The 26,700-nt window shown below is 65.8% G+C and carries 24 protein-coding genes; 17 read left to right on the plus strand and 7 right to left on the minus strand.

Features of this window, described 5'->3' with window-relative positions; all coding sequences use genetic code 11:
* Window positions 1–30: 30 nt before the first annotated feature.
* Window positions 31–1,194: a patatin-like phospholipase family protein gene (locus ACE10X_RS18805; protein ID WP_038384119.1), complete on the minus strand. Its 1,164-nt coding sequence runs from the start codon at window positions 1,192–1,194 to the stop codon at window positions 31–33.
* Window positions 1,195–1,436: 242 nt separating this feature from the next.
* Between ACE10X_RS18805 and ACE10X_RS18810 the strand changes: the two genes are divergently transcribed.
* The 3 genes from ACE10X_RS18810 (at window position 1,437) to ACE10X_RS18820 (ending at window position 4,750) form a co-directional block, all read left to right on the plus strand.
* Entirely contained in the window at window positions 1,437–2,222 is a 786-nt protein-coding gene (locus ACE10X_RS18810; protein WP_038384120.1) for an acetoacetate decarboxylase, read from the plus strand.
* 142 nt (window positions 2,223–2,364) lie between these two features.
* Complete coding sequence (locus ACE10X_RS18815) at window positions 2,365–3,384, plus strand: transporter (RefSeq protein WP_038384121.1); 1,020 nt, start codon at window positions 2,365–2,367, stop codon at window positions 3,382–3,384.
* A 49-nt stretch (window positions 3,385–3,433) separates the two neighbouring features.
* Complete coding sequence (locus tag ACE10X_RS18820) at window positions 3,434–4,750, plus strand: carbohydrate porin (RefSeq protein ID WP_051002927.1); 1,317 nt, start codon at window positions 3,434–3,436, stop codon at window positions 4,748–4,750.
* Window positions 4,751–4,770: 20 nt separating this feature from the next.
* Here ACE10X_RS18820 and ACE10X_RS18825 read toward each other — a convergent pair whose 3' ends face one another.
* From ACE10X_RS18825 to ACE10X_RS18835, 3 genes are all read right to left on the minus strand, one after another.
* Window positions 4,771–6,075, minus strand: a complete 1,305-nt coding sequence (locus ACE10X_RS18825; RefSeq protein WP_304555780.1) for an MFS transporter — start codon at window positions 6,073–6,075, stop codon at window positions 4,771–4,773.
* Window positions 6,076–6,291: 216 nt separating this feature from the next.
* Window positions 6,292–7,488 carry an acetyl-CoA C-acyltransferase gene (locus tag ACE10X_RS18830; RefSeq protein WP_038384123.1) on the minus strand — a complete coding sequence of 399 codons (1,197 nt, stop codon included), beginning with the start codon at window positions 7,486–7,488 and terminating at the stop codon, window positions 6,292–6,294.
* Window positions 7,489–8,099: 611 nt separating this feature from the next.
* Window positions 8,100–8,267 (minus strand): hypothetical protein, encoded by a 168-nt coding sequence (locus ACE10X_RS18835; protein ID WP_162832415.1) that lies wholly within the window; start codon window positions 8,265–8,267, stop codon window positions 8,100–8,102.
* Window positions 8,268–8,443: 176 nt separating this feature from the next.
* On the opposite strand from ACE10X_RS18835, the gene ACE10X_RS18840 reads away from it, so the two are divergent.
* The 3 genes from ACE10X_RS18840 (at window position 8,444) to ACE10X_RS18850 (ending at window position 12,134) form a co-directional block, all read left to right on the plus strand.
* Window positions 8,444–9,106 (plus strand): hypothetical protein, encoded by a 663-nt coding sequence (locus tag ACE10X_RS18840; RefSeq protein WP_244435762.1) that lies wholly within the window; start codon window positions 8,444–8,446, stop codon window positions 9,104–9,106.
* 229 nt (window positions 9,107–9,335) lie between these two features.
* Window positions 9,336–10,592: an MFS transporter gene (locus ACE10X_RS18845; protein ID WP_038384125.1), complete on the plus strand. Its 1,257-nt coding sequence runs from the start codon at window positions 9,336–9,338 to the stop codon at window positions 10,590–10,592.
* A gap of 129 nt (window positions 10,593–10,721) precedes the next feature.
* Window positions 10,722–12,134, plus strand: coding sequence for a sensor histidine kinase (locus ACE10X_RS18850; protein ID WP_038384126.1), 1,413 nt, complete (start codon window positions 10,722–10,724; stop codon window positions 12,132–12,134).
* A gap of 9 nt (window positions 12,135–12,143) precedes the next feature.
* Here the strand turns inward: ACE10X_RS18850 and ACE10X_RS18855 are convergent, their stop codons facing one another.
* Window positions 12,144–12,914 carry an enoyl-CoA hydratase gene (locus tag ACE10X_RS18855; protein ID WP_038384127.1) on the minus strand — a complete coding sequence of 257 codons (771 nt, stop codon included), beginning with the start codon at window positions 12,912–12,914 and terminating at the stop codon, window positions 12,144–12,146.
* Between the two features lie 221 nt (window positions 12,915–13,135).
* Between ACE10X_RS18855 and ACE10X_RS18860 the strand changes: the two genes are divergently transcribed.
* Window positions 13,136–13,687 carry a PaaI family thioesterase gene (locus tag ACE10X_RS18860; protein ID WP_038384128.1) on the plus strand — a complete coding sequence of 184 codons (552 nt, stop codon included), beginning with the start codon at window positions 13,136–13,138 and terminating at the stop codon, window positions 13,685–13,687.
* Between the two features lie 60 nt (window positions 13,688–13,747).
* The gene (locus tag ACE10X_RS18865) at window positions 13,748–14,362 is read left to right on the plus strand and encodes a TetR/AcrR family transcriptional regulator (protein ID WP_038384129.1); all 615 of its coding nucleotides are present in this window, start codon (window positions 13,748–13,750) and stop codon (window positions 14,360–14,362) included.
* Between the two features lie 147 nt (window positions 14,363–14,509).
* Here the strand turns inward: ACE10X_RS18865 and ACE10X_RS18870 are convergent, their stop codons facing one another.
* A complete protein-coding gene (locus ACE10X_RS18870; protein ID WP_028344657.1) occupies window positions 14,510–15,424 on the minus strand; it encodes a LysR family transcriptional regulator in 915 nt (304 codons plus the stop codon).
* A 121-nt stretch (window positions 15,425–15,545) separates the two neighbouring features.
* Between ACE10X_RS18870 and ACE10X_RS18875 the strand changes: the two genes are divergently transcribed.
* The 9 genes from ACE10X_RS18875 to ACE10X_RS18915 all read left to right on the plus strand — a co-directional run bounded on the left by ACE10X_RS18875 (window position 15,546) and on the right by ACE10X_RS18915 (window position 25,312).
* The gene (locus ACE10X_RS18875) at window positions 15,546–17,042 is read left to right on the plus strand and encodes a CoA-acylating methylmalonate-semialdehyde dehydrogenase (RefSeq protein WP_038384130.1); all 1,497 of its coding nucleotides are present in this window, start codon (window positions 15,546–15,548) and stop codon (window positions 17,040–17,042) included.
* Between the two features lie 21 nt (window positions 17,043–17,063).
* Window positions 17,064–18,209 carry an isobutyryl-CoA dehydrogenase gene (locus ACE10X_RS18880; RefSeq protein WP_038384131.1) on the plus strand — a complete coding sequence of 382 codons (1,146 nt, stop codon included), beginning with the start codon at window positions 17,064–17,066 and terminating at the stop codon, window positions 18,207–18,209.
* A complete protein-coding gene (locus ACE10X_RS18885; RefSeq protein WP_038384132.1) occupies window positions 18,206–19,288 on the plus strand; it encodes an enoyl-CoA hydratase/isomerase family protein in 1,083 nt (360 codons plus the stop codon). Before ACE10X_RS18880 ends, ACE10X_RS18885 begins: the two co-directional genes overlap by 4 nt.
* Before the next feature lie 25 nt (window positions 19,289–19,313).
* Window positions 19,314–20,201 (plus strand): 3-hydroxyisobutyrate dehydrogenase, encoded by an 888-nt coding sequence (gene mmsB / locus ACE10X_RS18890; protein ID WP_038384133.1) that lies wholly within the window; start codon window positions 19,314–19,316, stop codon window positions 20,199–20,201.
* A 143-nt stretch (window positions 20,202–20,344) separates the two neighbouring features.
* A complete protein-coding gene (locus ACE10X_RS18895; RefSeq protein WP_038384202.1) occupies window positions 20,345–22,069 on the plus strand; it encodes an AMP-binding protein in 1,725 nt (574 codons plus the stop codon).
* A 13-nt stretch (window positions 22,070–22,082) separates the two neighbouring features.
* Complete coding sequence (locus ACE10X_RS18900; RefSeq protein WP_016846543.1) at window positions 22,083–22,562, plus strand: MaoC family dehydratase; 480 nt, start codon at window positions 22,083–22,085, stop codon at window positions 22,560–22,562.
* A gap of 194 nt (window positions 22,563–22,756) precedes the next feature.
* Window positions 22,757–22,903, plus strand: coding sequence for a hypothetical protein (locus tag ACE10X_RS18905; RefSeq protein WP_225159189.1), 147 nt, complete (start codon window positions 22,757–22,759; stop codon window positions 22,901–22,903).
* Window positions 22,904–23,171: 268 nt separating this feature from the next.
* On the plus strand, window positions 23,172–24,089 hold the full coding sequence (locus ACE10X_RS18910; RefSeq protein WP_038384203.1) for an SDR family NAD(P)-dependent oxidoreductase: 918 nt from the start codon (window positions 23,172–23,174) through the stop codon (window positions 24,087–24,089).
* A 2-nt stretch (window positions 24,090–24,091) separates the two neighbouring features.
* Window positions 24,092–25,312, plus strand: coding sequence for a TIGR03862 family flavoprotein (locus ACE10X_RS18915; protein WP_080583312.1), 1,221 nt, complete (start codon window positions 24,092–24,094; stop codon window positions 25,310–25,312).
* 99 nt (window positions 25,313–25,411) lie between these two features.
* On the opposite strand, the gene ACE10X_RS18920 is transcribed toward ACE10X_RS18915, so the two are convergent.
* Window positions 25,412–26,629 carry an MFS transporter gene (locus tag ACE10X_RS18920; protein WP_038384134.1) on the minus strand — a complete coding sequence of 406 codons (1,218 nt, stop codon included), beginning with the start codon at window positions 26,627–26,629 and terminating at the stop codon, window positions 25,412–25,414.
* Between the last annotated feature and the right edge of the window lie 71 nt (window positions 26,630–26,700).

A 26,700-nucleotide genomic window follows, 5' to 3' on the forward strand; every position in this document is an offset into this window, starting at 1 on the left:
CGGGTCAAGCCCGGCAATGACGGCCTTGTCCTACTCGGCTTCCCGATGCACGTCGTGGATCACGATGCCCATGCCGTTCTCGGGCATCTTGATCCATTCGCGCCGCTTCAGCGAGCGCTTGGTGTCCTCGTGCCCGCTCACCCAATGCTCGCGCATCGAGGTGCCGGAGAATTCGTGGTCCTTGGCGTCGCCCTCATAGGCCTTCTGCTGATAGATCAGCTGCAACAGCGTGATGCCCGGCAGCCGGGCGTTTGCCTTCTTGAGTTGGCGCTCCTCGTCCGAGAGCTGATCGTCGGGGATTTTTCCCAGCGCGTTGTGCAGGGCGGTGCGCAGATTGTAGGTCTTGCGATAGACATCGGTGTTGTAGCGGGTACGCGACGAATACATGATGTCCTTGTGCCGGGCCATCACGTCCTGGATGTCGCGCGGCAGCGCGCCGCGCGCCGAGAACAGGTCGACCTGGAACACCAGCGAGTTCATGTTGTCTTCCTGGTCGAGCAGATGCTGCAGCGGCGTGTTGGAGACGATGCCGCCGTCCCAGAAATGATCGGTGCCGACCTTCACCATCGGCAGCGCCGGCGGCAGCGCGCCGCTCGCCATGATGTGCTCGGGAATGATCTCGTCATGGGCATTGTCGAAATAGATGAAGTTGCCGGACAGCACGTTCACCGCGCCGACCGCGAAGCGCATTGTCTTGGAATTGATGCGGTCGAAATCGACCAGCTCGAGCAGGGACTCGCGCAGCGGCGTGGTGTCGTAGTAGCTGGTGGCAGTGCGCGCGCCGGCCAGGCTGAACCACGGATTGCTCTGATGCGGGGTGAAGAAGCCGGGCTGCCCGAGCGTCGTCGTCAGCCATGAGCTGGTGAGATTGCGCGCCTTGCGGAATACGTCGCCGTCCGGCGTGTAGTGCCAGATCTTGCGGCTGGTGATGCGATCCCAGAATGTGTGCAGTCGCTCCAGCCGCTTTTCGGGCGGATTGCCGGCGATGATCGCCGAGTTGATTGCGCCGATCGAGACGCCGCAGATCCAGTCGGGCTCGATGTTGGATTCATGCAGCGCCTGATAGACGCCGGCCTGATAGGCGCCGAGTGCGCCGCCGCCCTGCAGGACCAGGGCCACGCGATCGCAGCCTTCCGGACGCCAGCCCGGCGTCGCGTGATCGATATCGTCGAAATGCGGGGTTCGCGCGTCCATATCAGACACTCCAAAAATTCGCGGCGAGAATTCAGCGCGCCGATGACGCGGTGATGACAATTGCGGCGCCCACGCTCGGCGCATCCGGCATGCCTGCCTGCATGGTTAGCATTGGCCTCAGCAGCGCGACGCGGGACACGCAAGCGCAACCGCAGGTCATGCACCTGACGGAAATCCCTCACATCGCTGTCAATCTCGGCCGTTAGCTTCCGGGCAAATTTTTCAAACAGGGGGTTATTGCGATGCGCAGGGAAGATCTGCTCAAGCTTCCGTCGATGCCGGCCGCCGGCCCGAGCTATCCCGCCGGTCCATATCGCTTCATCGATCGCGAATTCCTCGTCATCACCTATGAGACCGATCCGGAGTTGATCCGCGCCGGCCTGCCCGAGCCGCTGGAGCCGATCGAGCAGGCGATCGTGCATTACGAATGGATCAAGATGCCCGACACCTCCGGCTTCGGCAGCTACACCGAGTCCGGCCTCGTGATCCCCGCGCGCCTGCATGGCGAAGAGGTCAACTTCGTTTGTCAGATGTATCTCGACGATGATCCGCCGATCGCGGCCGGCCGCGAGATCTGGGGCTTTCCGAAGAAATACGCCCATCCCAAGCTCGAGATCGTCAAGGACACGCTGACCGGCACGCTGGAATATGCCGGCCAGCTCGTTGCGATGGGCACGATGGGCTACAAGCACGAGAGCATGGCGGGCAATGGCGACGTCACCCGCGCTACGCTGTCGAAGACGCAAGTTAATCTGAAGATGATCCCCGGCGTCGACGGCCATCTCGAGGTCTGCCAGCTGGTCGCGATCAACCTGACCGACATCGTCGTCAAGGGCTCCTGGATCGGACCGGGCCGGCTGCATTTGGTGCCGCATGTCAACGCGCCGGTCGCCGATTTCCCGGTCAAGCGTGTCGTCGGCGCGCATCACTTCCTCGCCGACCTGACGCTGCCGTTCGGCCGCGTCGTGCACGACCACAACAAGGAGGCCGCGGAGGCGGCGGCGCCGACCGGCCTGGCCGCGGAGTAGGGCGGTCGCTGACATAAAACTGTAACAGGCGCGTCCTCCTATGTTGCGACGAAGGGACGCGCTTGCTCAGCGTTGCGCGTGGGCGAGGTCTTGAACATGTCATTTCGCGCGGTTGCGTTATCGATTGCCTTGGGGGCCGGCCATGCTGGCTGATCCACCTCCCGCTCCGGTCGGGTCGCTGCTGACCCGCGAGGCGGTCCCAGGTCTGGTCTGGGCGTTCCGCCTGCATCACGACGGCCGCGCCGAGGCGCTTCCGATCGATGCGCCGGTCGAGCCGAGCCATGACGGAAGGCTGTGGCTGCACTTCAACCTGACCGACGTCCGCACCCGGGCGTGGCTCGCCAACATGCACATCCCGCAACTGGCGCGGGACCTCTTGCTGTCGAATGACAATTTCCAGCAGATCCACGTCGTCGACAATTGCGTCTACGGCGTGTTTTCCGACCTGGTGCGGGATGTCGAAGCCGCCACCCGCGAGACCGGCTTCCTCCGCTTCGCGATGACCGAGCGTCTCCTGATCAGCGGCCGCCATCAGGCGCTGTGCTCCGCCGATGCGGCGCGCCGCGTGCTCGAGCGCGGCCATCGTGTCGGCAGCGTCGCGGCGCTGCTGGAGAAGATCGTCGACGAGATCGCCGACACCATGGACCGCATGGCGGACAGGATCGGCACCGATATCGACGCGATCGAGGAGCGGGTGCTTGCCGAGGATACCGGATCCGAACTGCGCAAGAATCTGAGCCGGATGCGCCGCACCTGTGTGCGGCTGCATCGCCAGCTCGCGGGCTTGCGCGTGCTGTTCCACCGGCTCGAGCAGAAGAACACCGACGATCTCAGCCCGGCGCTGCGGCTGCAGGCCGGCAAGCTCGCGCAGCGGCTCGACGGTCTCGACCACGACATCGTCGAACTGCACGAGCGCAGCCGCCTGCTGGAGGAGGAGCTGCGCTTCAAGCTCGAGGAGGAGAGCAACAAGCATCTCCACGCGTTGTCCGTCGTCACCATGATGCTGCTGCCGCCGACGCTCGTCACCGGCATCTTCGGCATGAACACCAAGGGATTGCCGCTGACGGATGTCGACAGCGGATTTCTGGTGGCCGCAGGCCTGTTGGCCGGGTCGGCGCTGCTGGCCTATCTGCTGATGCGGCGGCTCGGCATCGTCAAATAGCGCGATTCGCACCGCGGCATTCCCGATGTGCAGAGTTCTTTCCCGCGCGATGTTGGTGGCCGCGGCCCTCGCGCTCGGCGCGCCGGCGCATGCTGAGGACAAGCCCGTCGCCGACCGGATTGCGGATACCCGCGCTGCGCTCGAGGAGGCCGGCTACCAGTTCAGCCTGACCTATATCGGTGAGGGGTTTTCCAACGTCGCTGGCGGCGTCAGCAACGGCGCGGCCTATACCGGCCGTCTCGATCTCGGCACCACCATCGACCTCGAGAAGGCGATCGGCTGGAGCGGCGCGACCTTCCACGCCAACATGTACCAGATCCACGGCGACGGGCTGTCGCGGAGCTATGTCGGCAACCTGTTCCTGGTGTCCGGCGTCGAGTCGCTGCCGGCGACGCGGCTCTATGAATTCTGGATCGAGCAGAAGCTGCTCGGCGGCAAACTTTCGGTGCGCGTCGGCCAGCAGGGCTCGGACGTCGAGTTCATCGACAGCCAGTACGACGACATCTTCATCAATTCGGCGCTGGGCTGGCCGGGCATTGTCGGCACCATTCTGCCGGCCGGCGGACCGTCGCCGCCACTTGCCGTGCCCGGCATCCGGTTCAAGGCCAATCTGTCCGACCGCATCACCGCCTATCTCGCACTGTTCGACGGTTCGGCTTCGCCGCCGCAGGGGACGGACGATCCGCAGATATTGAACGCCCACGGGCTGAATTTTCGCGTCAACGATCCGCCGTGGTGGATCGGCCAGCTCAAATACAAGTTCGAGATCGGCGAGAGCAGGCTGCCGGCGACCATCACCGGGGGCGCCTGGTATCACATGGGCTCGTTCGCCGACCAGCGCTTCTCGGCCGACGGGCTGTCGCTCGCCGATCCCGACAGCTCCGGCGACACGCGATGGCTGCGGCGGGACAACGGCATCTTCATGGTCTATGAGCAGCTGCTTGCGCGCGCCAGGCCGGACGCTGACAAGGGCGTCGCGTTCTTCATGCGCGCTTCGGTCAGCCCGTCGGACCGCAATCTGATCAGCACCTATGTCGACGGCGGCTTCCTGCTCACCGGCTTCAGCAAGACGTATCCGGACGATCGGTTCGGCATCGCCGCGATCTATGCCAGGATTTCGGACGCCGCGCGCGCGCTCGACCGCGACACCCAGATCTTCACGGGCACGCCGTATCCGATCCGCGACTACGAGGCGATCCTCGAGATCACCTACCAGCACGTGGTGAACCCGAATTTCACCATGCAGCCGATGTTTCAATACATCGCCCATCCCGGCGGCGGCGCCGTCGATCCCAACGATCCGACGCAAACGCATCGGATCAAGGACAGCGTGGTGTTCGGGATGCGCACCATCCTGTCGTACTGACCGGCGCGCGGGAAGCGGCCTCAGGCCGCGACCGGCTTCGGCTCCGCCACCGATTTCGGCTGCGGCCGCGCGATCGCCAGCGCGATCAGCGCGGCAAAGATGCACAGCGCACCGGCAATGAAGAATGCCGGCAGGTAGCTCTGATAGATCGTGCGCGACAGTCCGGCGCCGAACGCGGCGGCGCCTGCGCCGAGCTGGTGGCCGGCGAAGATCCATCCGAACACCAGATTGGCGCGCTCGGCGCCGAAGCGCTGCGCGGTGAGGCGCACCGTCGGCGGCACCGTCGCGATCCAGTCGAGGCCATAGAACATCGCGAACAGCGACAGCCCGTAGAACGTGAAGTCGGAGAACGGCAGGAACAGCAGCGACAGCCCGCGCAGGCCGTAATACCAGAACAGCAGATAGCGGTTGTCGTAGCGGTCCGACAGCCAGCCCGAGACGATGGTGCCGAAGAAATCGAAGATTCCCATCGCGGCGAGCAGGCTCGCCGCCTGCACCTGCGGGATGCCGTAGTCGAGGCACATCGGGATCAAATGAACCTGGACCAGGCCGTTGGTCGAGGCGCCGCAGACGAAGAAGGTCGCGAACAGGATCCAGAACACTGACGACTTCGCGGAGTCCCGCAGCGTGCCGAGCGCGGCGGCCACGATCGGCGCATTGGCCGGCGGCGGCGCGGCAAGCGGCGCCGTGCCCTCGTCGCCGAACGGACGCAGGCCGATGTCGCTCGGCCGGTCGCGCATCACCATCAGCACGGCAAAGGCGGCGACGCCGAGCATGACGCAGACCAGCCCGAGCGCGACACGCCAGCCGTAGCGCTCGGTCAGCGTGGCGAGCAGGGGCAGGAAGGCGAGCTGTCCCGTCGCGACGCTTGCGGTGAGGATGCCGACCACGAGGCCGCGCCGCGCCACGAACCAGCGCGCCGCGATGGTCGCGCCGAGCACCAGCGCGGTCATCCCGGTGCCGATTCCGATCACGACACCCCACAGCAGGATGAGCTGCCAGACCTGGGTCATGGCGAGCGAGGCCAATAGTCCGGCGACCACGATCAGCTGCGCCGCCAGCGTCACGTTGCGCAGGCCGTAGCGGTTCATCAGCGCGGCGGCAAACGGCGCCATCAGCCCGAACAGGATGAAGCGGATCGACAGTGCCGAGGAAATCTCGGCGGTGGACCAGCCGAATTCCTTCTGCAGCGGCACGATGAAGACGCCGGGCGCGCCGACGGTGCCGGCCGAGATCAGCGCGGCCAGGAAGGTGACGGCGACCATCACCCAGCCGTAATGGATGTTGCGGCGGGCGAGGGTGGAAGCAAGCCAGTTCGAGATCATTGTGTTCCAGATCGATTGCGGCGAAAGCTTTGCGTGATGCGCAATATGGCACGAGGGAGCCATGGCTAAAATGCCATAGTTCCCTCGTTTTCGGACTCTGTATAACCTCATCCTGAGGAGCCCGCAGAGCGGGCGTCTCGAAGGATGCAGGCCGGGAACCGGGCCTCATGGTTCGAGACGTGCTTCGCACTCCACACCATGAGGGCAGGCAGTGGATCAGTGCGCGACCCGCTCGACTGCGATCGCGGTGGCTTCGCCGCCGCCGATGCACAGCGCGGCAACGCCGCGCTTCAGGTTCTGCGCCTCCAGCGCGTGCAGCAGCGTTACGATCAGCCGCGCGCCGGTGGCGCCGATCGGATGACCGAGCGCGCAGGCGCCGCCGTTGATGTTCAGCCTGTCCCTGGGAATGCCGAGGTCGCGCTGCGCCGCCATCGCGACCACCGCAAACGCCTCGTTGATCTCGAACAGGTCGACATCGCCGACGCTCCAGCCGACCTTGTCGAGCAGCTTTCTGATCGCCGGGATCGGCGCTGTCGTGAACCACTGCGGCTCCTGGCTGTGGGTGGCGTGGCCCTTGATCTCGGCCAGAACCGGCAGTCCGTCGCGATCGGCGAGCGAGCGCCGGCTGAGGATCAGCGCCGCGGCGCCGTCGGCATTGGCGGAGGAGGCGGCCGGCGTGATGGTGCCGCCCGCGCGGAATGCCGGCTTCAGGCCGGGGATTTTCGCCGGATCGACCTTCAGCGGGTGCTCGTCATTGGCGACGATCCGCGGGCCGGCCTTCTCGGCGAGCGTGATCGGCGCGATCTCGGCCTTGAAGGCGCCGCCCTCGACCGCCTTGCGGGCACGGCTCAGCGTCTCCATCGCGAACGCGTCCTGGTCGGCGCGGGTGAACTGATAGGCCTCCGCGGTCGCTTCGCCGAAATCGCCCATCGAGCGGCCGGTCTCGTAGGCGTCCTCGAGCCCGTCCATCATCATGTGATCGATGATGCGGTCGTGGCCGGCGCGATAGCCGCCGCGCGCCTTCTGCAACAGATACGGCGCATTGCTCATGCTCTCCATGCCGCCGGACAGCACGATCTCGGCCGAGCCGGCCTTGATGATGTCGTGGGCGAGCATGGTCGCCTTCATGCCGGAGCCGCAGACCTTGTTGACGGTGGTGGCGCCGGTGGCGTCCGGCAGTTTGGCGCCGCGCGCGGCCTGGCGGGCAGGGGCCTGGCCCTGGCCGGCGGGCAGCACGTTGCCCATGAACACCTCGTCGATGCGCTCGGGCGCGAGTTTTGCGCGCTCCAGCGCCGCGCCGATCACATGCGAGCCGAGCTTGTGCGCCGGCAGCGGCGCGAGCTCGCCCATGAAGCGGCCGAGCGGGGTGCGGGCGGCGGAGAGGATGACGACGGGATCGGTGCTGGTTGCCATGGCAAAAGTCCCTTTTTATGTCGGGGATTTGATTGAATTACTGTCATCATATGATGCGATGCAAAAAATGCAACTGCGGCGCTCATGACAAAATGTCGTGTTCGCATGAGTTGGGGGCTGGAATCGTTCCGCAATCACCAATGTCGCCCTGGCGAAAGCCAGACCCGTAACCACCGCATTCAGTGATGAACCGTGGCCCCAGCGCCGCGCAACAATGGAGATTTGGGGCAATGGGTCCTGGCTTTCGCCAGGATGACGATGAGGATGGTCCTCGATTCATGATGACACCAGGGAGAATGAGAGCACACGAGTCTCCACCGGTGTCGTCCTTGCGAAAGCAGGGACCCATACGCCGCTGCGGAGGTCGTTGAAGAGACTCGTCCTTCCAACATCGCGCAACAATCAGCATCGGTGGTTATGGGTCCCTGCTTTCGCAGGGACGACACCGAGCGTTTGGCGCCTCTTGTGAGTCACACGTCCGCATTCCCGCGACATGAATCGCCCGAACGTACGCCGGGTTTCTCTTCTCGCGAGGCCTTGCGGCATCGGGCAAGTCAATGATTGAGAATTTCGCCGGGCGGCGGCGCATCCGAGCTTGTCTGCGACCTGATCTAATCCGACCGCCAGGCACCGAGCAGAAATCGTCGCTTCGGCGCGGAGCCGGCTTGTTTCTGCACGTCCGGCAGGTCGACGGCATGGCGCTTCATCAGCAGCCGGATTGCGATCGCGATGATCACAAAGGGCGTCAGGTAGATCGCGAAAACTTCGAAGGCGTTCATGTCGTCCTCCGCGGCTTCGGAACAGGCATGCTAGCACGATCATCGCGCGCGCGGGCAGCTAAAACTGTACCGGCGCCGCTGAGTTGGCGTTAACCGAATTCCGAACGCTGATCAATTCAAGGTTGCGGAATACGGGTCTGTCTACCGATCCGGCGCTAGGGCTGGCGGATTGTGCAATGGAAAGTCCCGCCGCAATGTCCGTGATCGCCGTCGAGCAGCCGTCCGCCCGCATTCCGCTCTCCGTCAAGATCGGCTTCAGCGCCTTCATGGCCGTCCTGGTGCCGGTGTACACGTACTGCTACGGGCCGACCAACTTTCTGTATTTCTGCGACGTCTGCCTGATCCTCACCTTGATCGGGGTCTGGACCGAGAGCGCGCTGTTGATCTCGATGTGTGCCGTCGGACTCCTTGTGCCGCAAACATTTTGGGTGATCGACTTTCTCGCCCATGTCGCCGGCTACTCGCTCACCGGAATGACCGACTACATGTTCGACCAGAACCTGTCGCTGTTCCTGCGGTTCCTGTCGGGCTTCCACGGCTGGCTGCCGTTCCTGCTGCTGTTCCTGGTCTGGCGGCTCGGCTACGACCAGCGCGCGCTGATCGTCTGGAGCGTGCTGGCATGGGCGCTACTGCTGATCTGCTACTTTGTGATGCCGGGACCGCGGCCGGACCCGGGCATGACTCCGGTCAACATCAACTACGTCTTCGGTACCAGCGACAGGGCGGCGCAAGGCTTCGTGCCGCCGCTGGTGTGGCTGGCTGGCCTGATGATCGGCCTGCCGCTGCTCGCTTTCATACCCACCCATTTCATGCTGCGGCGCGCCGTGCCGCCGGTGTAGGGCCTGCGTTTCGCGAGGCTGCGCCATCCCGTCGCTGCGGATACCATCGTGCATGGCCGCATGCGGCGGCTTCGATTGACACCAATCGCCTCGGCGCTACGCTGCCGGAACAGGGCATTTTCCCAAGCGACTCAAGACAGATTCAAAGCGCCGCAAGCACGACCAAGAACCAAGACCCAGAAGAACAAGGAAAAAGGGCAGGACACGCCGTGACACGCGTCATCGCGCCTTGAGCGGGACCACGCGGACCTCCGCGCTCGCGCCATTTCGCATCCGCAGCTATCGCTTTCAATGGCCGTCCGATCTGCTCACCTCCTGGGCGTTCGAGGTCGAGACGCTGGTGCTCGGCTGGTACATCATGGTCGAGACCGGCTCGGTGCTGCTGCTGACCGTGCTGGCGTCGCTGCAATATGTCGGCACGCTGGTCGCGCCGGTCGTCGGTATGATCGGCGACCGCATGGGGCACCGCGATCTCCTCGCCGTGATGCGCTTTGCCTATACGGCGCTTGCCGGCACCATCATGGCGCTGGCGCTGACCGGGCATCTCGCTCCGCTGAACGTCATGATCATCGTCGCGATCATGGGCGTGATCCGCCCGTCGGATCTCGGCGTGCGCGGTGCGCTGCTCGCCGACATCATGCCGCCGGAGCAGCTGGTCGGCGCCATCAGCCTGGCGCGCACCACGCAGGACTCGGCGCGTATCGCAGGAGCCCTGACCGGGGCCGGATTATTCGCGGCGCTCGGCATCGGCTATGTCTATGTCGGGATCGCCGGCTTCTATTTCGTCGCCGCCATCCTGATGCTCTGCATGAGCCGCCCGAAGTCGCATGGCACGACCGATCTCGCGGCCGACGCGCCGGGCTCAAAGCTGCTGCGCGACCTGAAGGAGGGCATCGTCTATGCCTGGAGCGGCCCGGGCATGCGCGCCGCGCTCTGCGTTGCGTTCCTCGCCAACCTCACCGCGTTTCCGCTCACCAACGGGCTCTTGCCCTATGTCGCGCGCGACATCTTCCATACCGACCAGACCGGGCTCGGCTATCTCTCGGCGAGCTTTGCGGTGGGCTCGCTGATCGGCTCGATCACGCTCAGCATGGCCGGCGGGGTACGCATCGCGCGGCTTCTGATCGGCGCGACGCTCGCCTGGTACGCCATGCTCCTGGTGTTCGTCGAGCTCCGGACCATGCCGGTCGCGATGGCCTGCCTGCTGCTCGCCGGCATCGCGCAGAGCATGTCGATGATCTCGGCCGCCGTGATGCTGATGCGCAATGCCAGCGCGCATCTGCGCGGTCGCGTCATGGGCGTGCGCATGATGGTGATCTACGGCCTGCCGCTCGGGCTGCTCGCCGCCGGCAGCCTGATCGACCTGATCGGCTACACCGCGACCGGCACGCTGCTCGCTGCCGCCGGCTTCATCGCCATGTTGGCGATCGCGCTGCACTGGCGCGCCGACCTCTGGCCGACCCACGCCCCGGCGAACGCCCGGTGAGGGGCGCGGCGCGATGCCGCGCCGCGGTCGCCGACGCGCCAAAAGGACGCGACAGCGCAGGCAAGCTGTCGTAGATCATTTTCCACGCTCCCATTCCAGCACCAAGACCTTTCATACTTTAGTACCGTAATGCTCCGTCTTTTGACCCGCCTTGGACTGCGCTTCGACGACACCGTCGAGGAGCGCCGATTTGTCGACCAGTACGTGAGGGGCAATATCGGCTGGACCCAGGTCGCGATGCTGCTTGGCGCCTTCACCTATGCCGGATATGCGTTCTGGGATTGGGTGCTCTATCCCGACGTCGTGGCGACCACGCTGGCGATCCGCGGCGGGGTCGCCGTGCTGGTCTTGCTGCCGCTCACCGCCTTGCTCTCGGTGCCGGCGATGAAGCCGTGGGCCGAAACGATCTTTCTGGTCTATTGCGTCGTTCCAGGCTGCGTGCTGCCGAGCGTCTACCTCGTGCTGCCCTCGGGATTCACCTATGCGGCGCCCGGTGTGATGATGGTGATCCTGTTCGTCTCGACCATGCTGCCGCTGCGGATCGGGCCGCTGGCGGTGTTCTGTCTCACGACATGGATTGCGCTGTGCATCGCTGAATCGCTCGGGCCCGCGCTGCCGCCGGGCTTGCGCTTCATCAATCATTCCCTTGTCATCAACGCCTATGCGTTGTCGCTTTACGCCGTCGCCGCCCGCGAGTTCCGGGCGCGCCGGCAATTTCGAACGGCGCAGGCGCTGAAGCAGGAGAAGGAGCGCTCGGAAGCCTCGTTGCGCGATCTGCACGCGACGCAATCGCACCTCGTGCAGGCTGAGAAGCTGGCCTCGCTCGGGCAGCTCGTCGCCGGTGTCGCGCACGAGGTCAGCACGCCGCTTGGCCTCGCGCTGACCACGTCAACCACCATGGAGGCGGACCTTCGCGCGATGAGCGAGGCGCTCAACGGCAGCGCCGTCCGCCGCTCCGACCTGACGCGGGGCATTGCACGGATCGAGAACGGCCTTCGATTGACCTCGGAAAACCTGCATCGTGCATCCGAGATGGTGCACAGCTTCAAGCAGGTCGCCATCCATCAGGCCGACGAGGAGCGCCACACGTTCGAGCTCGGCGGATGGCTCTCTGAGCTGATCTCAAAGCTCGGGCCGCTGCTGTCCCGTCAGGGATTGGTCGTCGAAGTCACGTGCCCGCAGGGCATCATTCTCAACAGCTATCCCGGCGCGCTGGCGCAGGTGATCAGCAACCTGGCGTTCAACGCGGCGGCGCACGCCTATCCCGATGGCCGCGGCGGACGCTTCACCATGACGGTGACGCAGCCGGATCAGGCGCTCGCCCGGATCGCTTGCGCCGACCAAGGCGTCGGCATCCGCGAGGATTTGCAGGCAAGGGTGTTCGATCCGTTTTTCACCACCGGGCGGGAGCGGGGCAATATCGGGCTCGGTTTGCACATCGCCTTCAATACCGTAGTGTCGTCGCTCAGCGGCCGGATTGCGCTGGAGAGCGAGCCGGGCCGCGGCACGCTGGTCCTGATCGAGATCCCCGTCTCGAGCTGAGCGGGCCGCCTACCGCTTGCGGTCCAAAAACCCCTGCAGCAGGCGCTGCGGCTCGCCGGTCAGGAACGATTTTCCGAACACGCCGACGCTGAGGTTGACCGACTCGGTCAGCGGCAGCTCTTCCCACTGCCGCAGCAGGTCCTTCTGGATCCGTAGCGCCTCGGGGCCGCATTCCAGCAGCGCCTTGACGGTGTGCTCGACGGCGTCGTCGAGGCCGCCGGGCTTTGCCACGGTGTCGACCAGGCCCCAGGCGAGCGCGGTTTGGGCGTCGATGTTCTCCGCGGTCATCATCAGCCAGCGGGCGCGGCCCCAGCCGATCAGGCGCGGCAGCAGCGCGGCGTGGATCACCGAGGGGATGCCGACGCGCACCTCGGGCATGCCGAACATCGCGTCATGTGCGGCAACGCGGACGTCGCAGGCGGCCGCGACCTCGAGGCCGCCGCCGAGGCACCAGCCGGGCAGGCGGGCGATCACCGGCGCCGGGAATTTGCGCACGGCCTCGCAGAGGTCGCGCAGCCGGCTGATGAATGCTTCAGCGGATGTCTGGTCGAGCGTCGCCATTTCCTTGATGTCGGCGCCGCCGATCATGCTGCGCTCGCTTTCGCCGGCGAGGATCACGACGCGGATGTCGCGGTCGGCGGCCAGCTGCTCAAAGCCCTCGCGCACGCCGTTGGTGACGGCTGAACTCACGATGTTCAGCTTGCCGGCGTTGCAGATCGTGAGGCGGACGACGCCTCTGGAGTCGCGGTCGATGCCGCAGTGGGGATTGAGCATGTCCATGGGTTGGTCCCGGCGCAGGAATTGATCGACAAGTCATTCCGGGATGGTGCGCAAGCACCAGACCCGGAATCTCGAGATTCCGGGTTCGACGCTTTGCGTCGCCCCGGAATGACTTGGGCCATGTCCCGGACAAAGCGTGGCTCTGTCAAGGGACCGGCGCGGCGGTTGCGCCGAGGGATGCGGATCTATAAAATTATATTCATCATATAAATGGAGCCGTCATGACCGCCGCCGAAAGCATCGATCTTCATTCGCCCGATCTGCTGCGCGTCCGCCTGGTGGAATGGCAGGCGCCCGGACCGGTGGCGAAGGCGGCGCTGCCGATGTCCGGGATCGAGGCGATGCGCGCTATCCGCGACGGTCGGTTGCCGCCGCCGCCGATGGCCAAGCTGATCGGCTTCCGCATGGCGGTGGTCGACGAGGGCCGCATCGTAATGGAACTCGAGCCGCATGAGAGCCTCGAGAACACCATCGGCCTGCTGCACGGCGCGACCGCCGCGGCGCTGCTCGATACCGCGATGGGCTGCGCGATCTCGACCATGCTGCCGGCGGGGCAGACCTCGGTCACGCTCGACCTCAAGCTGACCTATCTGCGGCCGCTGTCGGCACGTTCGGGCACCATCAGCGCCGAAGGCAAGGTGATCAAGCTCGGCCGCCAGACCAGCTACACCGAGGGCTTCGTCCGCGACGGCAGGGGCAATCTTGCGGTGCACGCGACCGCGACATTTTCGATGCTCGGCGGGGAACCCAAAATGGCCGACAAGGCGAAATAACTGCAGCATTCCGGCCGCAAATCTGCTATTATATGATTAGAAACATTCCATGAGACCGGCATGCGCTATTCGAAAGAACACAAGCAGGAAACCCACGCGCGGATCGTCAAGAAGGCCGCGACGCGGCTGCGCGAGCGGGGCGCCCACGGCATCGGCGTCGCCGACCTGATGAAGGACGCCGGCCTGACCCATGGCGGCTTCTACGCGCATTTCGACTCGCGCGAGGCGCTGGTGATCGAGGCCTTCAGCTACGCGATGGACCGCGCCATCGAGCGCTGGCGCAAGGTCGCCGCGGACACGCCGCCGGAGAAGCGGCTTTCAACCATCATCGACGGCTATCTTTCGGCGGTGCACCGCGACGATCCCGGCCAGGGCTGCGCGATCCCGGCGCTCGGCGCCGAGATCGCCCGCGAGAGCCCGAAGACCCGCAAGGCGTTTGCCCTCAAGCTCGACCAGATGATCGACATGATGGCCGACCAGATCATCGACGTGCCGCGCAAGGCCGCCCGCAAGCAGGCGATGGCGACGCTGGCGACCATGATGGGCACCATCGTGATGTCGCGCATCGCCGGCAGCCGCGAGATGTCCGACGAGATACTGAACGCGGGCCGCGAGGCGGTGCTGGGGCGTGCGACGGCCGCGAAGGCGCCGGCGAAGAAAGCCAAGGTGAATTAGTCGCGATCTTTCCCCATCGTCGTCCCGGCGAAGGCCGGGACCCATTACCCCAAATGGTCGTGGTGGCGCGGCGCTGGGGCCGCAGCGCGCTTCAACAACGCAATGCTGTGGTTATGGGTCCCGGCCTTCGCCGGGACGACGGAGAGATTACACCCCGCTGAACAGCGCGCGCTCGGCTTCCACCGTCTCGTAGATGTAATCCGCCACCGCGCGGATGCGGGCGAGGTCCTTGCTGTCGGCGTGCATCAAAAGCCAGAAGGTGCGGGAGATCCGCACCTCGTCCGGCAGCACCGGCTGCAATTCGGGGTGGGCGGTCGCCATGAAGTGCGGCAGCACGGCGATGCCGAAGCCGGCGATGGTGGCGTTGAGCTGGGCGATCAGGTTGGCGCTGCGGAATTTCGCGGAGATCTTTGGCGAGACCTGCGGCAGATAGTCGAGCTCGGGCGTGAACAAGAGCTCCTCGATGTAGCCGACGAAGCGATGCCGCGGCAGGTCGGCGCGTGCGGCGATGGTCGGCGCCTGGGCGAGATAGGCGGGTGCGGCATAAAGCCCGAGCGTGTAGTCCAGGAGCTTGCGGCCGACGATGCGGCCTTCCTTCGGCATCGTCAGGCTGATCGCGATGTCGGCCTCGCGCTTGGAGAGCGAGAACAGCCGCGCGGTGGCGACGAGCTGCAGGTCGAGATCGGGATACCGCTCGGTGAACTTGACCAGCCGCGAGGCCAGAAAGTGACTGCCGAAGCCGTCGGGCGCGCCGATCCGCACCGTGCCGGTGAGATGGGCGCGCGAGCCGCCGACCGCCTCCTGGTTGGCGACGATGGTGGATTCCATCGCCTCCGCGCTGTCGGCGACGCGCTGGCCGGCCTCGGTCAGCAGATAGCCGGTCTTGCGGCGATCAAACAGTTTTGCGGAAAGGTGGCGCTCCAGCCGGTCGACACGGCGGATCACTGTGGCATGATCGACGCCGAGCTGCTTGGCGGCAGCCGAAACCGACCCGCCGCGCACGATGGCAAGCACGAAACGGAAGTCGTCCCAGTCGATTGTGCCGCCGCCTTGATCCAGCATTTCCGCACATCTATGGTGCAATTTATCGGACTTGAATCCCATAAAATGCAGGGTCAATAGGGTTTGTAAAGCGATCCCGCCGCGAGGAGCGGCGATTCAGGTGCTTCAGGGAGGTTTTTCCATGCGCTCAATCGGACATTTCATCGGTGGCAAGGAGGTCAAGGGCGCGTCGGGCCGCACGGCTGACGTCTTCGAGCCGATGACCGGCGAGGTCCAGGCCAAGGTGGCGCTGGCCTCCAAGGCCGAGCTTCGCGCCGCGGTCGAGAACGCCAAGGCCGCGCAGCCGGAATGGGCCGCCACCAACCCGCAGCGCCGCGCCCGCGTCATGATGCGGTTCCTCGAGCTGGTGCAGCGCGACTACGACAAGCTCGCCGAGCTGCTCGCGCGCGAGCATGGCAAGACCGTTCCCGACGCCAAGGGCGACATCCAGCGCGGCCTCGAGGTCGCCGAGTTTGCCTGCGGCATCCCGCACCTGATGAAGGGCGAGTACACCGAGGGCGCCGGCCCCGGCATCGACATCTATTCGATGCGCCAGCCGCTCGGCGTGGTCGCCGGCATCACGCCGTTCAATTTCCCGGCGATGATCCCGATGTGGAAGTTCGCGCCGGCGATCGCCTGCGGCAACGCCTTCATCCTCAAGCCGTCGGAGCGCGATCCCGGCGTGCCGATGGCGCTGGCCCAGCTGATGATCGAAGCCGGGCTGCCGGCCGGCATCCTCAACGTCGTCAACGGCGACAAGGAGGCGGTCGACGCCATCCTCGACGATCCCGATATCAAGGCGATCGGCTTCGTCGGCTCGACCCCGATCGCGCAGTACATCTACGAGCGCGCCGCGCAGACCGGCAAGCGCTGCCAGTGCTTCGGCGGCGCCAAGAACCACGCCATCGTGATGCCCGATGCCGACATGGACCAGACGGTCGACGCGCTGATCGGCGCCGGCTACGGCTCCGCCGGCGAGCGCTGCATGGCCGTCTCGGTGGCGGTGCCGGTCGGCAAGACCACCGCCGACCGCCTGATGGAGAAGCTGATCCCGCGCGTCGAGTCGCTCAAGATCGGCACCTCGGTCGATCCGTCGGCCGATTACGGTCCGCTGGTGACCCGCGAGGCAGTCGAGAAGGTCAAGAGCTACATCGACATCGGCATCAAGGAAGGCGCGACGCTTGCCGTCGACGGCCGCGGCTTCAAGATGCAGGGCTACGAGAAGGGCTTCTATCTCGGCGGTTCGCTGTTCGACAACGTCACCAAGGACATGCGGATCTACAAGGAAGAGATCTTCGGCCCGGTGCTCTCGGTGGTGCGCGCCCACGACTATCACGAGGCGCTGGCGCTGCCGTCCGACCATGACTACGGCAACGGTGTCGCGATCTTCACCCGCGACGGCGACGCCGCGCGCGACTTCGCCGCCAAGGTCAATGTCGGCATGGTCGGCATCAACGTGCCGATCCCGGTGCCGATCGCCTATTACACCTTCGGCGGCTGGAAGAAGTCCGGCTTCGGCGACCTCAACCAGCACGGTCCGGACTCGATCCGCTTCTACACCAAGACCAAGACGGTGACCTCGCGTTGGCCGTCCGGCGTCAAGGAAGGCGCGGAGTTCTCGATCCCGACGATGAAGTAAACTCGTCGCGAGAGGCGAAGCATGCAGTTCGCTCTCAACGAGGACCAGATCGCGGTTCGCGACATGGCACGGGCGTTTGCGGCGGAGAAGATCGCGCCGCACGCGCTCGAATGGGACGAGAAGAAGCACTTTCCGGTCGATGTGATGCGCGAGGCGGCAAACCTCGGCATCGGCGGCATCTATATCAAGGACGATGTCGGCGGCTCGGCGATGACGCGGTTCGACGCCGCGCTGATCTTCGAGGCGCTGGCGACGGGGTGCCCGACCACGTCGGCCTTCATCTCGATCCACAACATGGCGTCCTGGATGATCGATGCCTACGGCAACGACACCCAGCGCCACAAATGGCTGCCGCAGCTCTGCACCATGGAGCTGATCGCCAGCTACTGCCTGACCGAGCCGGGCGCCGGCTCCGACGCCGCCGCGCTGCGCACCCGCGCGGTGCGCGACGGCGATCATTACGTGCTCAACGGCCAGAAGCAGTTCATCTCCGGCGCCGGCAGCACCGACCTGCTGGTGGCGATGGTGCGCACCGGCGGCGACGGACCCGGCGGCGTCTCGACGCTTGTCGTCGACGGCAAGACGCTGGGCGTGTCGTTCGGCAATAACGAGCGCAAGATGGGCTGGAATGCGCAGCCGACCCGCGCCGTGATGTTCGAGAACGCGCGCGTGCCGGTCGCGAACCGGCTCGGCGAGGAGGGCATCGGCTTCAAGATCGCGATGGCCGGGCTCGACGGCGGCCGGCTCAACATCGCGGCGTGCTCGCTCGGCGGCGCGCAGGCCGCGCTCGACAAGGCGCTGGCCTACATGAAGGACCGCAAGGCCTTTGGAAAGCGGCTCGACGAGTTCCAGGCGCTGCAGTTCAAGATCGCCGATATGGCGACCGAGCTGGAAGCCGCGCGCACCTTCCTGTGGCGCGCGGCCGCCGCGCTCGACCGCAAGGATTCGGACGCCTCCATGCTGTGCGCGATGGCAAAACGGTTCGGCACCGACGTCGGCTTCGAGGTCGCCAACCAGGCGCTGCAGCTGCATGGCGGCTACGGCTACCTCAGCGAATACGGCGTCGAGAAGATCGTGCGCGATCTGCGCGTGCACCAGATCCTCGAAGGCACCAATGAAATCATGCGGCTGATCGTGTCGCGCAAGTTGATCGAGGGCGCGCGATGAATGATGCGGCAGCGGCCGAAGGCGATCTGATCGCGCGCAAGGAAGGTTCTGCCGGCATCATCCGGCTCAACCGGCCGAAGGCGATCAATGCCGTGACGCTGGAGATGTTCCACGACATCGACAGGGCGCTCGACCTGTTCGAAGCCGATCGCGATGTCGCTGTCGTCGTGCTGGAAGGCGCCGGCGACCGCGGCCTGTGCGCCGGCGGCGATATCCGCGCGCTCTGGGAAAGCTCCAAGGCCAAGGGCGATCTCGGCAAGATCCTGTGGCGTGACGAATACATCCTCAACGCGCGGATCAAGAAATTCCCGAAACCCTACGTCGCCTTCATGGACGGCATCGTGATGGGCGGCGGCGTCGGGCTGTCGGCGCATGGCCGCCACCGCGTGGTGACGGAGCGGACCAAGCTCGCGATGCCCGAGGTCGGGCTCGGTTTCTTCCCCGATGTCGGCGGCACCTATCTGCTGTCGCGCTCGCCCGGCGAGATCGGCACTTATTTCGGGCTCACCGGCACCACGATGAACGGTCCCGATGCGATCTACGCCAAATTCGCCGACGCCGTGGTGCCGAGCGCGAAGCTGCCGGCGTTGCGCGAGGCGCTGACCAAGGTTGCGCCGGGCACGAATTCGGCCGAGATCGACCGGCTGATCGGAGGCTTCGCCACCGGCGAGACGGCTGGCCCTGTTGCCGCGATGCAGGCCAGGATCGACGGCTGGTTCGCACGCGGCCGGATGGAGGACGTCGTCGCCGCGCTCGAGGCCGACGGCTCCGACATGGCACAGGACACGCTGAAGACGCTCAGCGAGAAGTCACCGCGCGGCATGGTGGTAACGCTGAAACTGCTGCGGCTGGCGCGCGCGACCGCGACGCTGGAAGAGTGCCTGGTGCGCGAATATCGCGCCGCGCTCGAAGTGTTCGCCAGCGACGATTTCCGCGAGGGCGTGCGCGCCGCCGTGATCGACAAGGATCGCAATCCGACATGGTCGCCGGCCCGGATCGAACAGGTGACGCCCGAGATGGTCGCGCCTTACTTCGCCGAGATCGGCGCCGACGAATTGAAATTCCCTGATAGCAAATAGAAACGTCGCAAGCGGAGGACTTCCCATGGCAAACGTCGCATTCATCGGGCTCGGCAATATGGGCGGGCCGATGGCGGCCAATCTGGTCAAGGCCGGCCACAAGGTGACCGCGTTCGATCTGGTCGCGGCATCCCGCGATCAGGCCAAGAGCGACGGTGCCGCGATCGCCGAGAGCGGCGTCGGCGCGGTGAAGGGCGCCGATGTCGTCATCACCATGCTGCCGGCCGGCAAGCATGTGCTCGGCGTCTGGAACGAGGTTCTTCCGGCGATGGTCAAGGGCGCGCTGATCATCGACTGCTCGACGATTGACGTCGAAAGCGCCAAGCAGGCGCATGCACTGGCCACCAAGCACGGCATCGCCTCGGTCGATGCCCCGGTCTCCGGCGGCACCGGCGGCGCCAAGGGCGCGACGCTGACCTTCATGTGCGGCGGTGAGGACAAAGCCTTCGCGGCGGCCCAGCCGATGCTCGCCAACATGGGCAAGAAGATCGTGCATTGCGGCGCGGGCGGTGCAGGGCAGGCGGCCAAGATCTGCAACAACATGATCCTCGGCATTTCCATGATCGCGGTCGGCGAGGCCTTCGTGCTGGCCGAGAAGCTCGGCCTGTCGCACCAGGCGCTGTTCGACGTCGCCTCGACCTCGTCGGGACAGTGCTGGTCGCTGACCACCTATTGCCCGGTTCCCGGACCGGTGCCGACGTCGCCGGCCAACAACGACTACAAGCCGGGCTTTGCTTCCAACCTGATGGTCAAGGACCTGACCTTGGCGCAGGACGCCGCCAATGCCGCCGGCGCGGTCACGCCGCTCGGCAAGCACGCGCAGGAGATCTATAAGATCTTCGACGCGTCGGGCCACGGCGGGGTCGACTTTTCCGGAATTATCCAGCACGTTCGGAGCCTCGCTGGAAAGTAGCTGTTCACTCGTAGCCCGGATGGAGCGCAGCGAAATCCGGGACTGCTTCATCGACTGGCGCGACCGCCCCCGGATTGCGCTTCGCTCCATCCGGGCTACGCTTGACGGTGACGCTGGTTGCCAATCAACGGGCTCGGAAGAAGATGACCACATTTCAGGACGCACGCGCCTTTCTGCTCGAGCACCGCACCGACTACGATGCCGCGGTGAAGGGATTTCGCTGGCCGGATCCGGTGCCGTTCAACTGGGCGCTCGACTGGTTCGATGCCGAACTGGCACGAAATCCTGACAGCCGCGACCGGCCGGCGCTGTGGATCGTGGATGCCGCCAGCGGCAACGAGACCAAGCTTTCCTTCGCCGAGCTGTCGCGCCGGTCAAACCAGGTTGCAAATTTCCTGCGCGCGCAGGGGCTGAAGCGTGGCGATCATCTGTTGCTGCTGCTCGGCAATGTGGTGCCGTTGTGGGAGACCATGCTGGCGGCGATGAAACTCGGCGTGGTCGTGATCCCCGCGACCACGCTCTTGACCGCGGATGAATTGCGCGACCGGCTCGACCGCGGCAAGGCGAGGGCGGTGGTCGCCACGCAGGATCAGGTCGCGAAGTTCGCAGGCCTCGGCAGCGACAAGCTCGTCCGCATCGTGGTCGGCGCGACGCAGGCGCAGGACGGCTGGCTGCCGTTCGAGGATGCCGCCAAGCAGTCCGACGCATTCGCGCCCGATGGCCCGACCAAGACCGACGACCCGATGCTGCTCTATTTCACCTCGGGCACCACGGCCAAGCCGAAGCTGGTGCGGCACAGCCAGCGCAGCTATCCGGTCGGCCATCTCTCGACCATGTACTGGATCGGCCTGCAGCCCGGCGACATTCATCTCAACATCTCCTCGCCCGGCTGGGCCAAGCACGCCTGGAGCTGCTTCTTCGCGCCGTGGAATGCCGGCGCAACGATCTTTATCGCGAACCAGCCACGCTTCGAGGCGAAAGGACTGCTCTCGATCATCGGCCGCTGCGGCGTCACCACGCTGTGCGCGCCGCCGACGGTGTGGCGGATGTTCATCCAGGAGGACCTTGCGAGCTTCAAGGTCTCGCTGCGCGAGGTGTGCGGCGCTGGCGAGCCGCTCAATCCTGAGATCATCGACCAGGTCAAATCGGCCTGGGGGCTGACTATCCGCGACGGCTACGGCCAGACCGAAACCACCGCGCTGGCCGGCAACTCGCCGGGACAGAAGGTGAAGGTCGGCTCGATGGGCCGGCCGCTGCCGGGCTATCGCGTGCAGGTCACCGACAATGACGGCCACCCCGCGAAGGAGGGCGAGGTGACATTGCTGCTCGGCGCCGCCCGCCCGGCCGGCCTGATGCAGGGCTATCAGGGCGACGACGGCAAGCTCATCGGCACCGACGGCGAGATCTATCGCAGCGGCGACGTCGTGTTCACCGATGACGAGGGTTATCTGACCTTCGTCGGCCGCACCGACGACGTGTTCAAATCGTCAGACTACCGCATCTCGCCGTTCGAGCTGGAAAGCGTGCTGCTGGAACATGATGCGGTGGCCGAGGCCGCCGTGGTGCCGAGCCCGGACCCGATCCGGCTCGCGGTCCCCAAGGCCTATGTGCTGCTGGTGTCCGGTGTCGAGCGCACGCCGGAGACGGCGCTGTCGATCTTCCAACATTTGCACACGCGGCTCGCACCGTTTAAACGCATCCGCAAGATCGAGCTGGTCACCGAACTGCCCAAGACGATTTCTGGAAAAATCCGTCGCGTGCAGTTGCGCCGGCTCGAACATGACGATGTCAGAAGCGATGCGTTGCGCGGGGTCGAGTTCCGCGAGGAAGAATTTCCGGAGCTGCAGAAGGTGCGGACCTCCGGTTAGCAGAGGTTAGCCAATGAACGAAGTCTGGAAGAAGCCGCCGGTGTCGCTGGAAACCTACCAGGGCATGGTCGGCAAGGAGATCGGCGTGTCCTCGTGGCATCTGCTGGATCAGGGCCGCATCGACACCTATGCCGACGTGATCGAGGATCACCAGTTCATCCATGTCGATCCCGAGCGCGCCAGGAAGGAGACCGCCTTCGGCACCACGATCGCCCATGGCTTTCTCACGATGTCGCTGATGTCGATCATGTCCTACGAGGTGATGCCGGTGCTCGAGGGCACCGCGATGGGCGTCAATTACGGCTTCGACAAGCTGCGGTTCATCTCGCCGGTGCGCTCGGGCAAACGCGTCCGCGGCCGCTTCGTGCTGGCCGAAGCCACGCTGCGCAAGCCGAAGGAGTTGTTGTCGCGCACCAACGTCACGGTCGAGATCGAAGGCGAGGAAAAGCCCGCGCTGGTCGCCGACTGGCTCGGCCTGATCTATTTCAGCTAACGGTCACGAGACGCGGTTGTGTTGCAATCGCGAAGGGTTGCGCCACCTCTCCCGCAAGCGGGGGAGGTGGGGCGAGCCACCCCGATCGGTTTTTTATGCGGTGCGCTGCTCTGGCCTATGTAGCGCATTGACGGCTGTGTTCCATGGTGTCCATGATGCCCGCTTTAGGCGGTGCGGTCCCGGGAGTGGCAGCCATGGTGCAAAACATCGTCGCCGGAATTGTCGTAGTCGCCTTGATTGTGATTGGCGCGATTAGCTACGCTCAAGAGCATCACGAGTGCTGGAGCGGGCATCTGCTCAAAAGCCTGAAACCCTGCGGGTCGATGACCCCTTCGGTCTAGCGCAACCGGTGGCCGCTTCGGCCAGTCTCGGCCGGGCTTGACCCGGCCATCCATCGCTGCTCAAAAGTCCCCAACCTTTTCATGCCGCTCGGGCATGCACCCTCTCCCCTTGTGGGAGAGGGTGGCGAAATCGAGCGGAGCGAGATGAAGCCGGGTGAGGGGTCTCTCTCCGCGTGCTCATCCGTGGAGAGAACCCTCATCCGGCGCGCTCGCGCGCGCCACATTCTCCCACAAGGGGAGCAGGGAAGTCAGAGCAGGAATGACAAGCATGGCAATCAGGTTTGACGGACGCGTCGCTATCGTCACCGGCGCGGGCAATGGTCTCGGACGGGCGCATGCGCTGGGGCTCGCCAGCCGCGGTGCCAAGGTGGTGGTCAACGATTTCGGCGGCGCGCGCGACGGCACCGGTGGGTCGCTGTCGCCGGCCGAGACCGTGGTCGAGGAGATCCGGAAAGCCGGCGGTACCGCGATGGCGGACGGCGCCGACGTCTCGAACTTCGAGCAGGTCACCGCGATGGTCGAGCGCGCCACCAAGGAATGGGGCAGCGTCGATCTCTTGTGCGCCAATGCCGGCATCCTGCGCGACAAGTCGTTCACCAAGCTCGAGGTTGCCGACTGGGCCAAGGTGCTCGACGTGCATCTCACCGGCACCTTCTACTGCTGCAAGGCGGTGTGGGCCGGCATGCGCGAGCGCAATTACGGCCGCATCGTGCTGACGACCTCGTCGTCCGGCCTGTTCGGCAATTTCGGCCAGGCCAATTACGGCGCGGCGAAGGCCGGCATGGTCGGCCTGATGAACGTGCTCGCCGAAGAGGGCCGCAAGAACAACATCAAGGTCAACACCATCTCGCCGACGGCTGCAACCCGCATGACCGCGGAACTGCTGCCGCCGCAGGCGCTGGCGCTGATGAAGCCGGAAGCGATCACGCCCGCGGTCGAATTCCTGCTGTCAGAGGACGCACCGACCCGCACCATCATGGGCGCCGGCGCCGGCTCGTTTGCCGTGATCCGCGTGCTGGAGACCGAAGGCGTCAACCTGCCGCAGTCCGAATGGACGCCGGACGGCGTCGCCGCGCACTTCAACGCGATCAGCGACATGTCGACCGCGAAGGCGCTGCAGGGCGCGTTCGAGCAGACGCAGAAGTATGTCGCCCAGGCCGCCGCGCGGGCCGGGATCAAGCTCTGAGCATGACCGTCGCCGTCATCGGAGCCGGACCTGCCGGCCTGATGGCGGCGGAGGTGCTCGCGCAAAGTGGCGCACAAGTCACTGTCTACGACGCGATGCCGTCGGCCGGCCGCAAATTCCTGATGGCCGGCCGTGGCGGGCTCAATCTCACCCACTCTGAACCGCTGCCGGATTTCCTTGCGCGCTATCGCGAGGCGCTGCCGCGTCTGAAGGCTGCGGTCGAGGCATTTCCACCCGACGCGTTGCGGGCCTGGAGCGAGGCGCTGGGGCAGCCGACATTTGTCGGCAGCAGCGGCCGCGTATTCCCCAAGGCGTTCAAGGCATCGCCCCTGCTGCGCGCCTGGCTACGGCGGCTCGATGCCGCGGGCGTTGCGTTCGCATTCCGGCACCGCTGGGTTGGATGGGACGCGCGCGGGGGACTGCTGTTCGAGACGCCGGAGGGCCAGCGCACAGTCAAGGCCGATGCAGCCGTGCTTGCGCTCGGCGGCGCAAGCTGGCCGCGGCTCGGCTCGGACGGCGCCTGGGCGGATATCCTCGCCGCAAAGGGCGTTGCCGTGGCGCAGATCAAGCCAGCCAATTCCGGCTTCACGGTTGCGTGGTCGAATATCTTCCGCGACCGGTTCGAGGGCCAGCCGCTCAAGGGTGTCGCGCTCACGATTGGTCCGGATACCGTGCGCGGCGAGGCGATCGTCACCCGCGCCGGCATCGAGGGCGGCGCCATCTATGCGCTGTCGGCGGAATTGCGCGAGGCGGTGCTCGCGAAGGGAACGGCGACACTGACGGTGGCGTTGCGGCCCGATGCCGCGCGCGACCAACTGGTCGCGCGTCTGTCGGCGCCGAAGGGCAAGCAATCCTTGTCGAACTTCCTGCGCAAGGCCGCGCAGCTTTCGCCGGTCGGCATCGGTTTGTTGCAGGAGGCAGCAGTCGCCTCCGGCCGGTCGCTGGCCGCGCTGCCGCCCGCCGAATTGGCCGAACTGATCAATGCGGTGCCGATCCGGATCACCGGCGTGGCGCCGATCGCACGCGCGATCTCGAGCGCCGGCGGGATCAGGTTCGACGAACTCGACGCGCAGTTCATGCTGCGGCGGCTGCCCGGCGTTTTCGCCGCCGGTGAGATGCTCGATTGGGAAGCGCCGACCGGCGGCTATCTGTTGCAGGCGTCGTTTGCAACGGGCGTGGCCGCCGGGAAGGGAGCGTTACGATGGTTCGTGCAGAAATCGTAGCTTCGTAGGATGGGTAGAGCGAAGCGAAACCCATCGACTTTCTACCGCGCGGAGACATGATGGGTTTCGCTGCGCTCTACCCATCCTACGCGATGCCACTCACTCCGATCCCGTCTTCGTCGCGATGTCCGTGATTAGGCCGAGCACGCTGAACACCGCAGCCACCGCACACACCGCGGTCCATCCACCAATGCTCCACGCCGCGGATGCCGCTGCCGCGCCGACCGCGCCGCCGATGAAGAACAGCGCCACGAACAGCCCGTTGATCCGGCCGCGCGCCTCGGGGCGCAGCAGGTTGACGGCGCGGCGGCCGAGCGTCTGGTCGGTGGTGATGCCGAGATCGAGCAGGATGGTGCCGAGGCTCAGCGCGACGAGTGCTGCAATCCGCGACTCCAGTACGCCGGCCCAAGCGCACAGCGCGAGCGATGTCGATATCAGGAGGTGTGAGCCGATCAGCATCGGCCGCGCCAGGCCACGGTCGCCCCAGCGGCCGGCCAGCGGTGTCGCGACAGCGCCGGCAACGCCGATCAGCGCGAACAGCGCGATCCCCCTGGCGTCGAGCTTGAACGGCGCATCCGGCAGGCGCAGCGCGACGGCGGCCCAGAACGCGGTGAACGAGGCCATCACCAGCGCCGCGGTCCACGACCGGACGCGCAGCACCGGCTCCTCGCGCAGCAGGGTCGGGAACGAACGCAGCAGCGCGCCGTAGCTGACCTTCGCCGCCGGCTGCAGCGTCGGCAGCGTGCGCGCAAGTGCTGCGGCGAGCACCGTCATCAGCACGGCTGAGGTGACATAGTAGCCGCGCCAGTTCCAGCTGTCCGCGATCCGGCTCGCCATCGGCCGCGACAGCAGGATGCCGATCATCAGGCCGCTCATGACATCGCCGATCGCCTGTCCCCGGCGCTCCGGCGGCACCATCGACGCTACCAGCGGCACCACCATCTGGATCGCGGCGCAGGAGGCGCCGAGGATGAAGGTGGCGGCGAGCAGGATCAACGGCGTCGGCGCCATCGCGGTGCCGATCGCCGCCACGATGGCGCAGGCCAGCGTCCGCAGGATCAGCCGCTTGTTCTCGATGAGGTCGACCAGCGGCACCAGCAGCAGCAGCCCGAGCGCGTATCCGAGCAGGGTCAGCGTCGAGATCAGGCCGGCCTCTAGCGCGGTCATGCCGAGCGAGCGGCCCATCAGGCCAACGAGGATTTGCGGCGCAAAGAGATTGGTGACGACGGTGCCGGTCGTGATGGCGCCGGTCCAGATCAGGGGACGCACGGCGACGGTGCGCGCCGGGGAGAGTTTGGTGGCTTCGGAGATGGTCATGGGGCCTCGCGATGGAGTGGCGAGGCCCCCTTTAGGGGATGGGCCTAATATGCTACAATTCAAATAAGATG

The organism is Bradyrhizobium sp. Pha-3 (assembly GCF_042258325.1).
GTDB lineage: Bacteria > Pseudomonadota > Alphaproteobacteria > Rhizobiales > Xanthobacteraceae > Bradyrhizobium > Bradyrhizobium elkanii.

Bases quoted from the DNA above. Each gene is read 5' to 3' on its own strand.
- ACE10X_RS18805 (WP_038384119.1), bottom strand. From the start codon at position 1,194: ATGGACGCGCGAACCCCGCATTTCGACGATATCGATCACGCGACGCCG.
- ACE10X_RS18810 (WP_038384120.1), top strand. From the start codon at position 1,437: ATGCGCAGGGAAGATCTGCTCAAGCTTCCGTCGATGCCGGCCGCCGGC.
- ACE10X_RS18815 (WP_038384121.1), top strand. From the start codon at position 2,365: ATGCTGGCTGATCCACCTCCCGCTCCGGTCGGGTCGCTGCTGACCCGC.
- ACE10X_RS18820 (WP_051002927.1), top strand. From the start codon at position 3,434: ATGTTGGTGGCCGCGGCCCTCGCGCTCGGCGCGCCGGCGCATGCTGAG.
- ACE10X_RS18825 (WP_304555780.1), bottom strand. From the start codon at position 6,075: ATGATCTCGAACTGGCTTGCTTCCACCCTCGCCCGCCGCAACATCCAT.
- ACE10X_RS18830 (WP_038384123.1), bottom strand. From the start codon at position 7,488: ATGGCAACCAGCACCGATCCCGTCGTCATCCTCTCCGCCGCCCGCACC.
- ACE10X_RS18835 (WP_162832415.1), bottom strand. From the start codon at position 8,267: ATGAACGCCTTCGAAGTTTTCGCGATCTACCTGACGCCCTTTGTGATC.
- ACE10X_RS18840 (WP_244435762.1), top strand. From the start codon at position 8,444: ATGGAAAGTCCCGCCGCAATGTCCGTGATCGCCGTCGAGCAGCCGTCC.
- ACE10X_RS18850 (WP_038384126.1), top strand. From the start codon at position 10,722: ATGCTCCGTCTTTTGACCCGCCTTGGACTGCGCTTCGACGACACCGTC.
- ACE10X_RS18855 (WP_038384127.1), bottom strand. From the start codon at position 12,914: ATGGACATGCTCAATCCCCACTGCGGCATCGACCGCGACTCCAGAGGC.
- ACE10X_RS18860 (WP_038384128.1), top strand. From the start codon at position 13,136: ATGACCGCCGCCGAAAGCATCGATCTTCATTCGCCCGATCTGCTGCGC.
- ACE10X_RS18865 (WP_038384129.1), top strand. From the start codon at position 13,748: ATGCGCTATTCGAAAGAACACAAGCAGGAAACCCACGCGCGGATCGTC.
- ACE10X_RS18870 (WP_028344657.1), bottom strand. From the start codon at position 15,424: ATGCTGGATCAAGGCGGCGGCACAATCGACTGGGACGACTTCCGTTTC.
- ACE10X_RS18875 (WP_038384130.1), top strand. From the start codon at position 15,546: ATGCGCTCAATCGGACATTTCATCGGTGGCAAGGAGGTCAAGGGCGCG.
- ACE10X_RS18880 (WP_038384131.1), top strand. From the start codon at position 17,064: ATGCAGTTCGCTCTCAACGAGGACCAGATCGCGGTTCGCGACATGGCA.
- ACE10X_RS18885 (WP_038384132.1), top strand. From the start codon at position 18,206: ATGAATGATGCGGCAGCGGCCGAAGGCGATCTGATCGCGCGCAAGGAA.
- mmsB (WP_038384133.1), top strand. From the start codon at position 19,314: ATGGCAAACGTCGCATTCATCGGGCTCGGCAATATGGGCGGGCCGATG.
- ACE10X_RS18895 (WP_038384202.1), top strand. From the start codon at position 20,345: ATGACCACATTTCAGGACGCACGCGCCTTTCTGCTCGAGCACCGCACC.
- ACE10X_RS18900 (WP_016846543.1), top strand. From the start codon at position 22,083: ATGAACGAAGTCTGGAAGAAGCCGCCGGTGTCGCTGGAAACCTACCAG.
- ACE10X_RS18905 (WP_225159189.1), top strand. From the start codon at position 22,757: ATGGTGCAAAACATCGTCGCCGGAATTGTCGTAGTCGCCTTGATTGTG.
- ACE10X_RS18910 (WP_038384203.1), top strand. From the start codon at position 23,172: ATGGCAATCAGGTTTGACGGACGCGTCGCTATCGTCACCGGCGCGGGC.
- ACE10X_RS18915 (WP_080583312.1), top strand. From the start codon at position 24,092: ATGACCGTCGCCGTCATCGGAGCCGGACCTGCCGGCCTGATGGCGGCG.
- ACE10X_RS18920 (WP_038384134.1), bottom strand. From the start codon at position 26,629: ATGACCATCTCCGAAGCCACCAAACTCTCCCCGGCGCGCACCGTCGCC.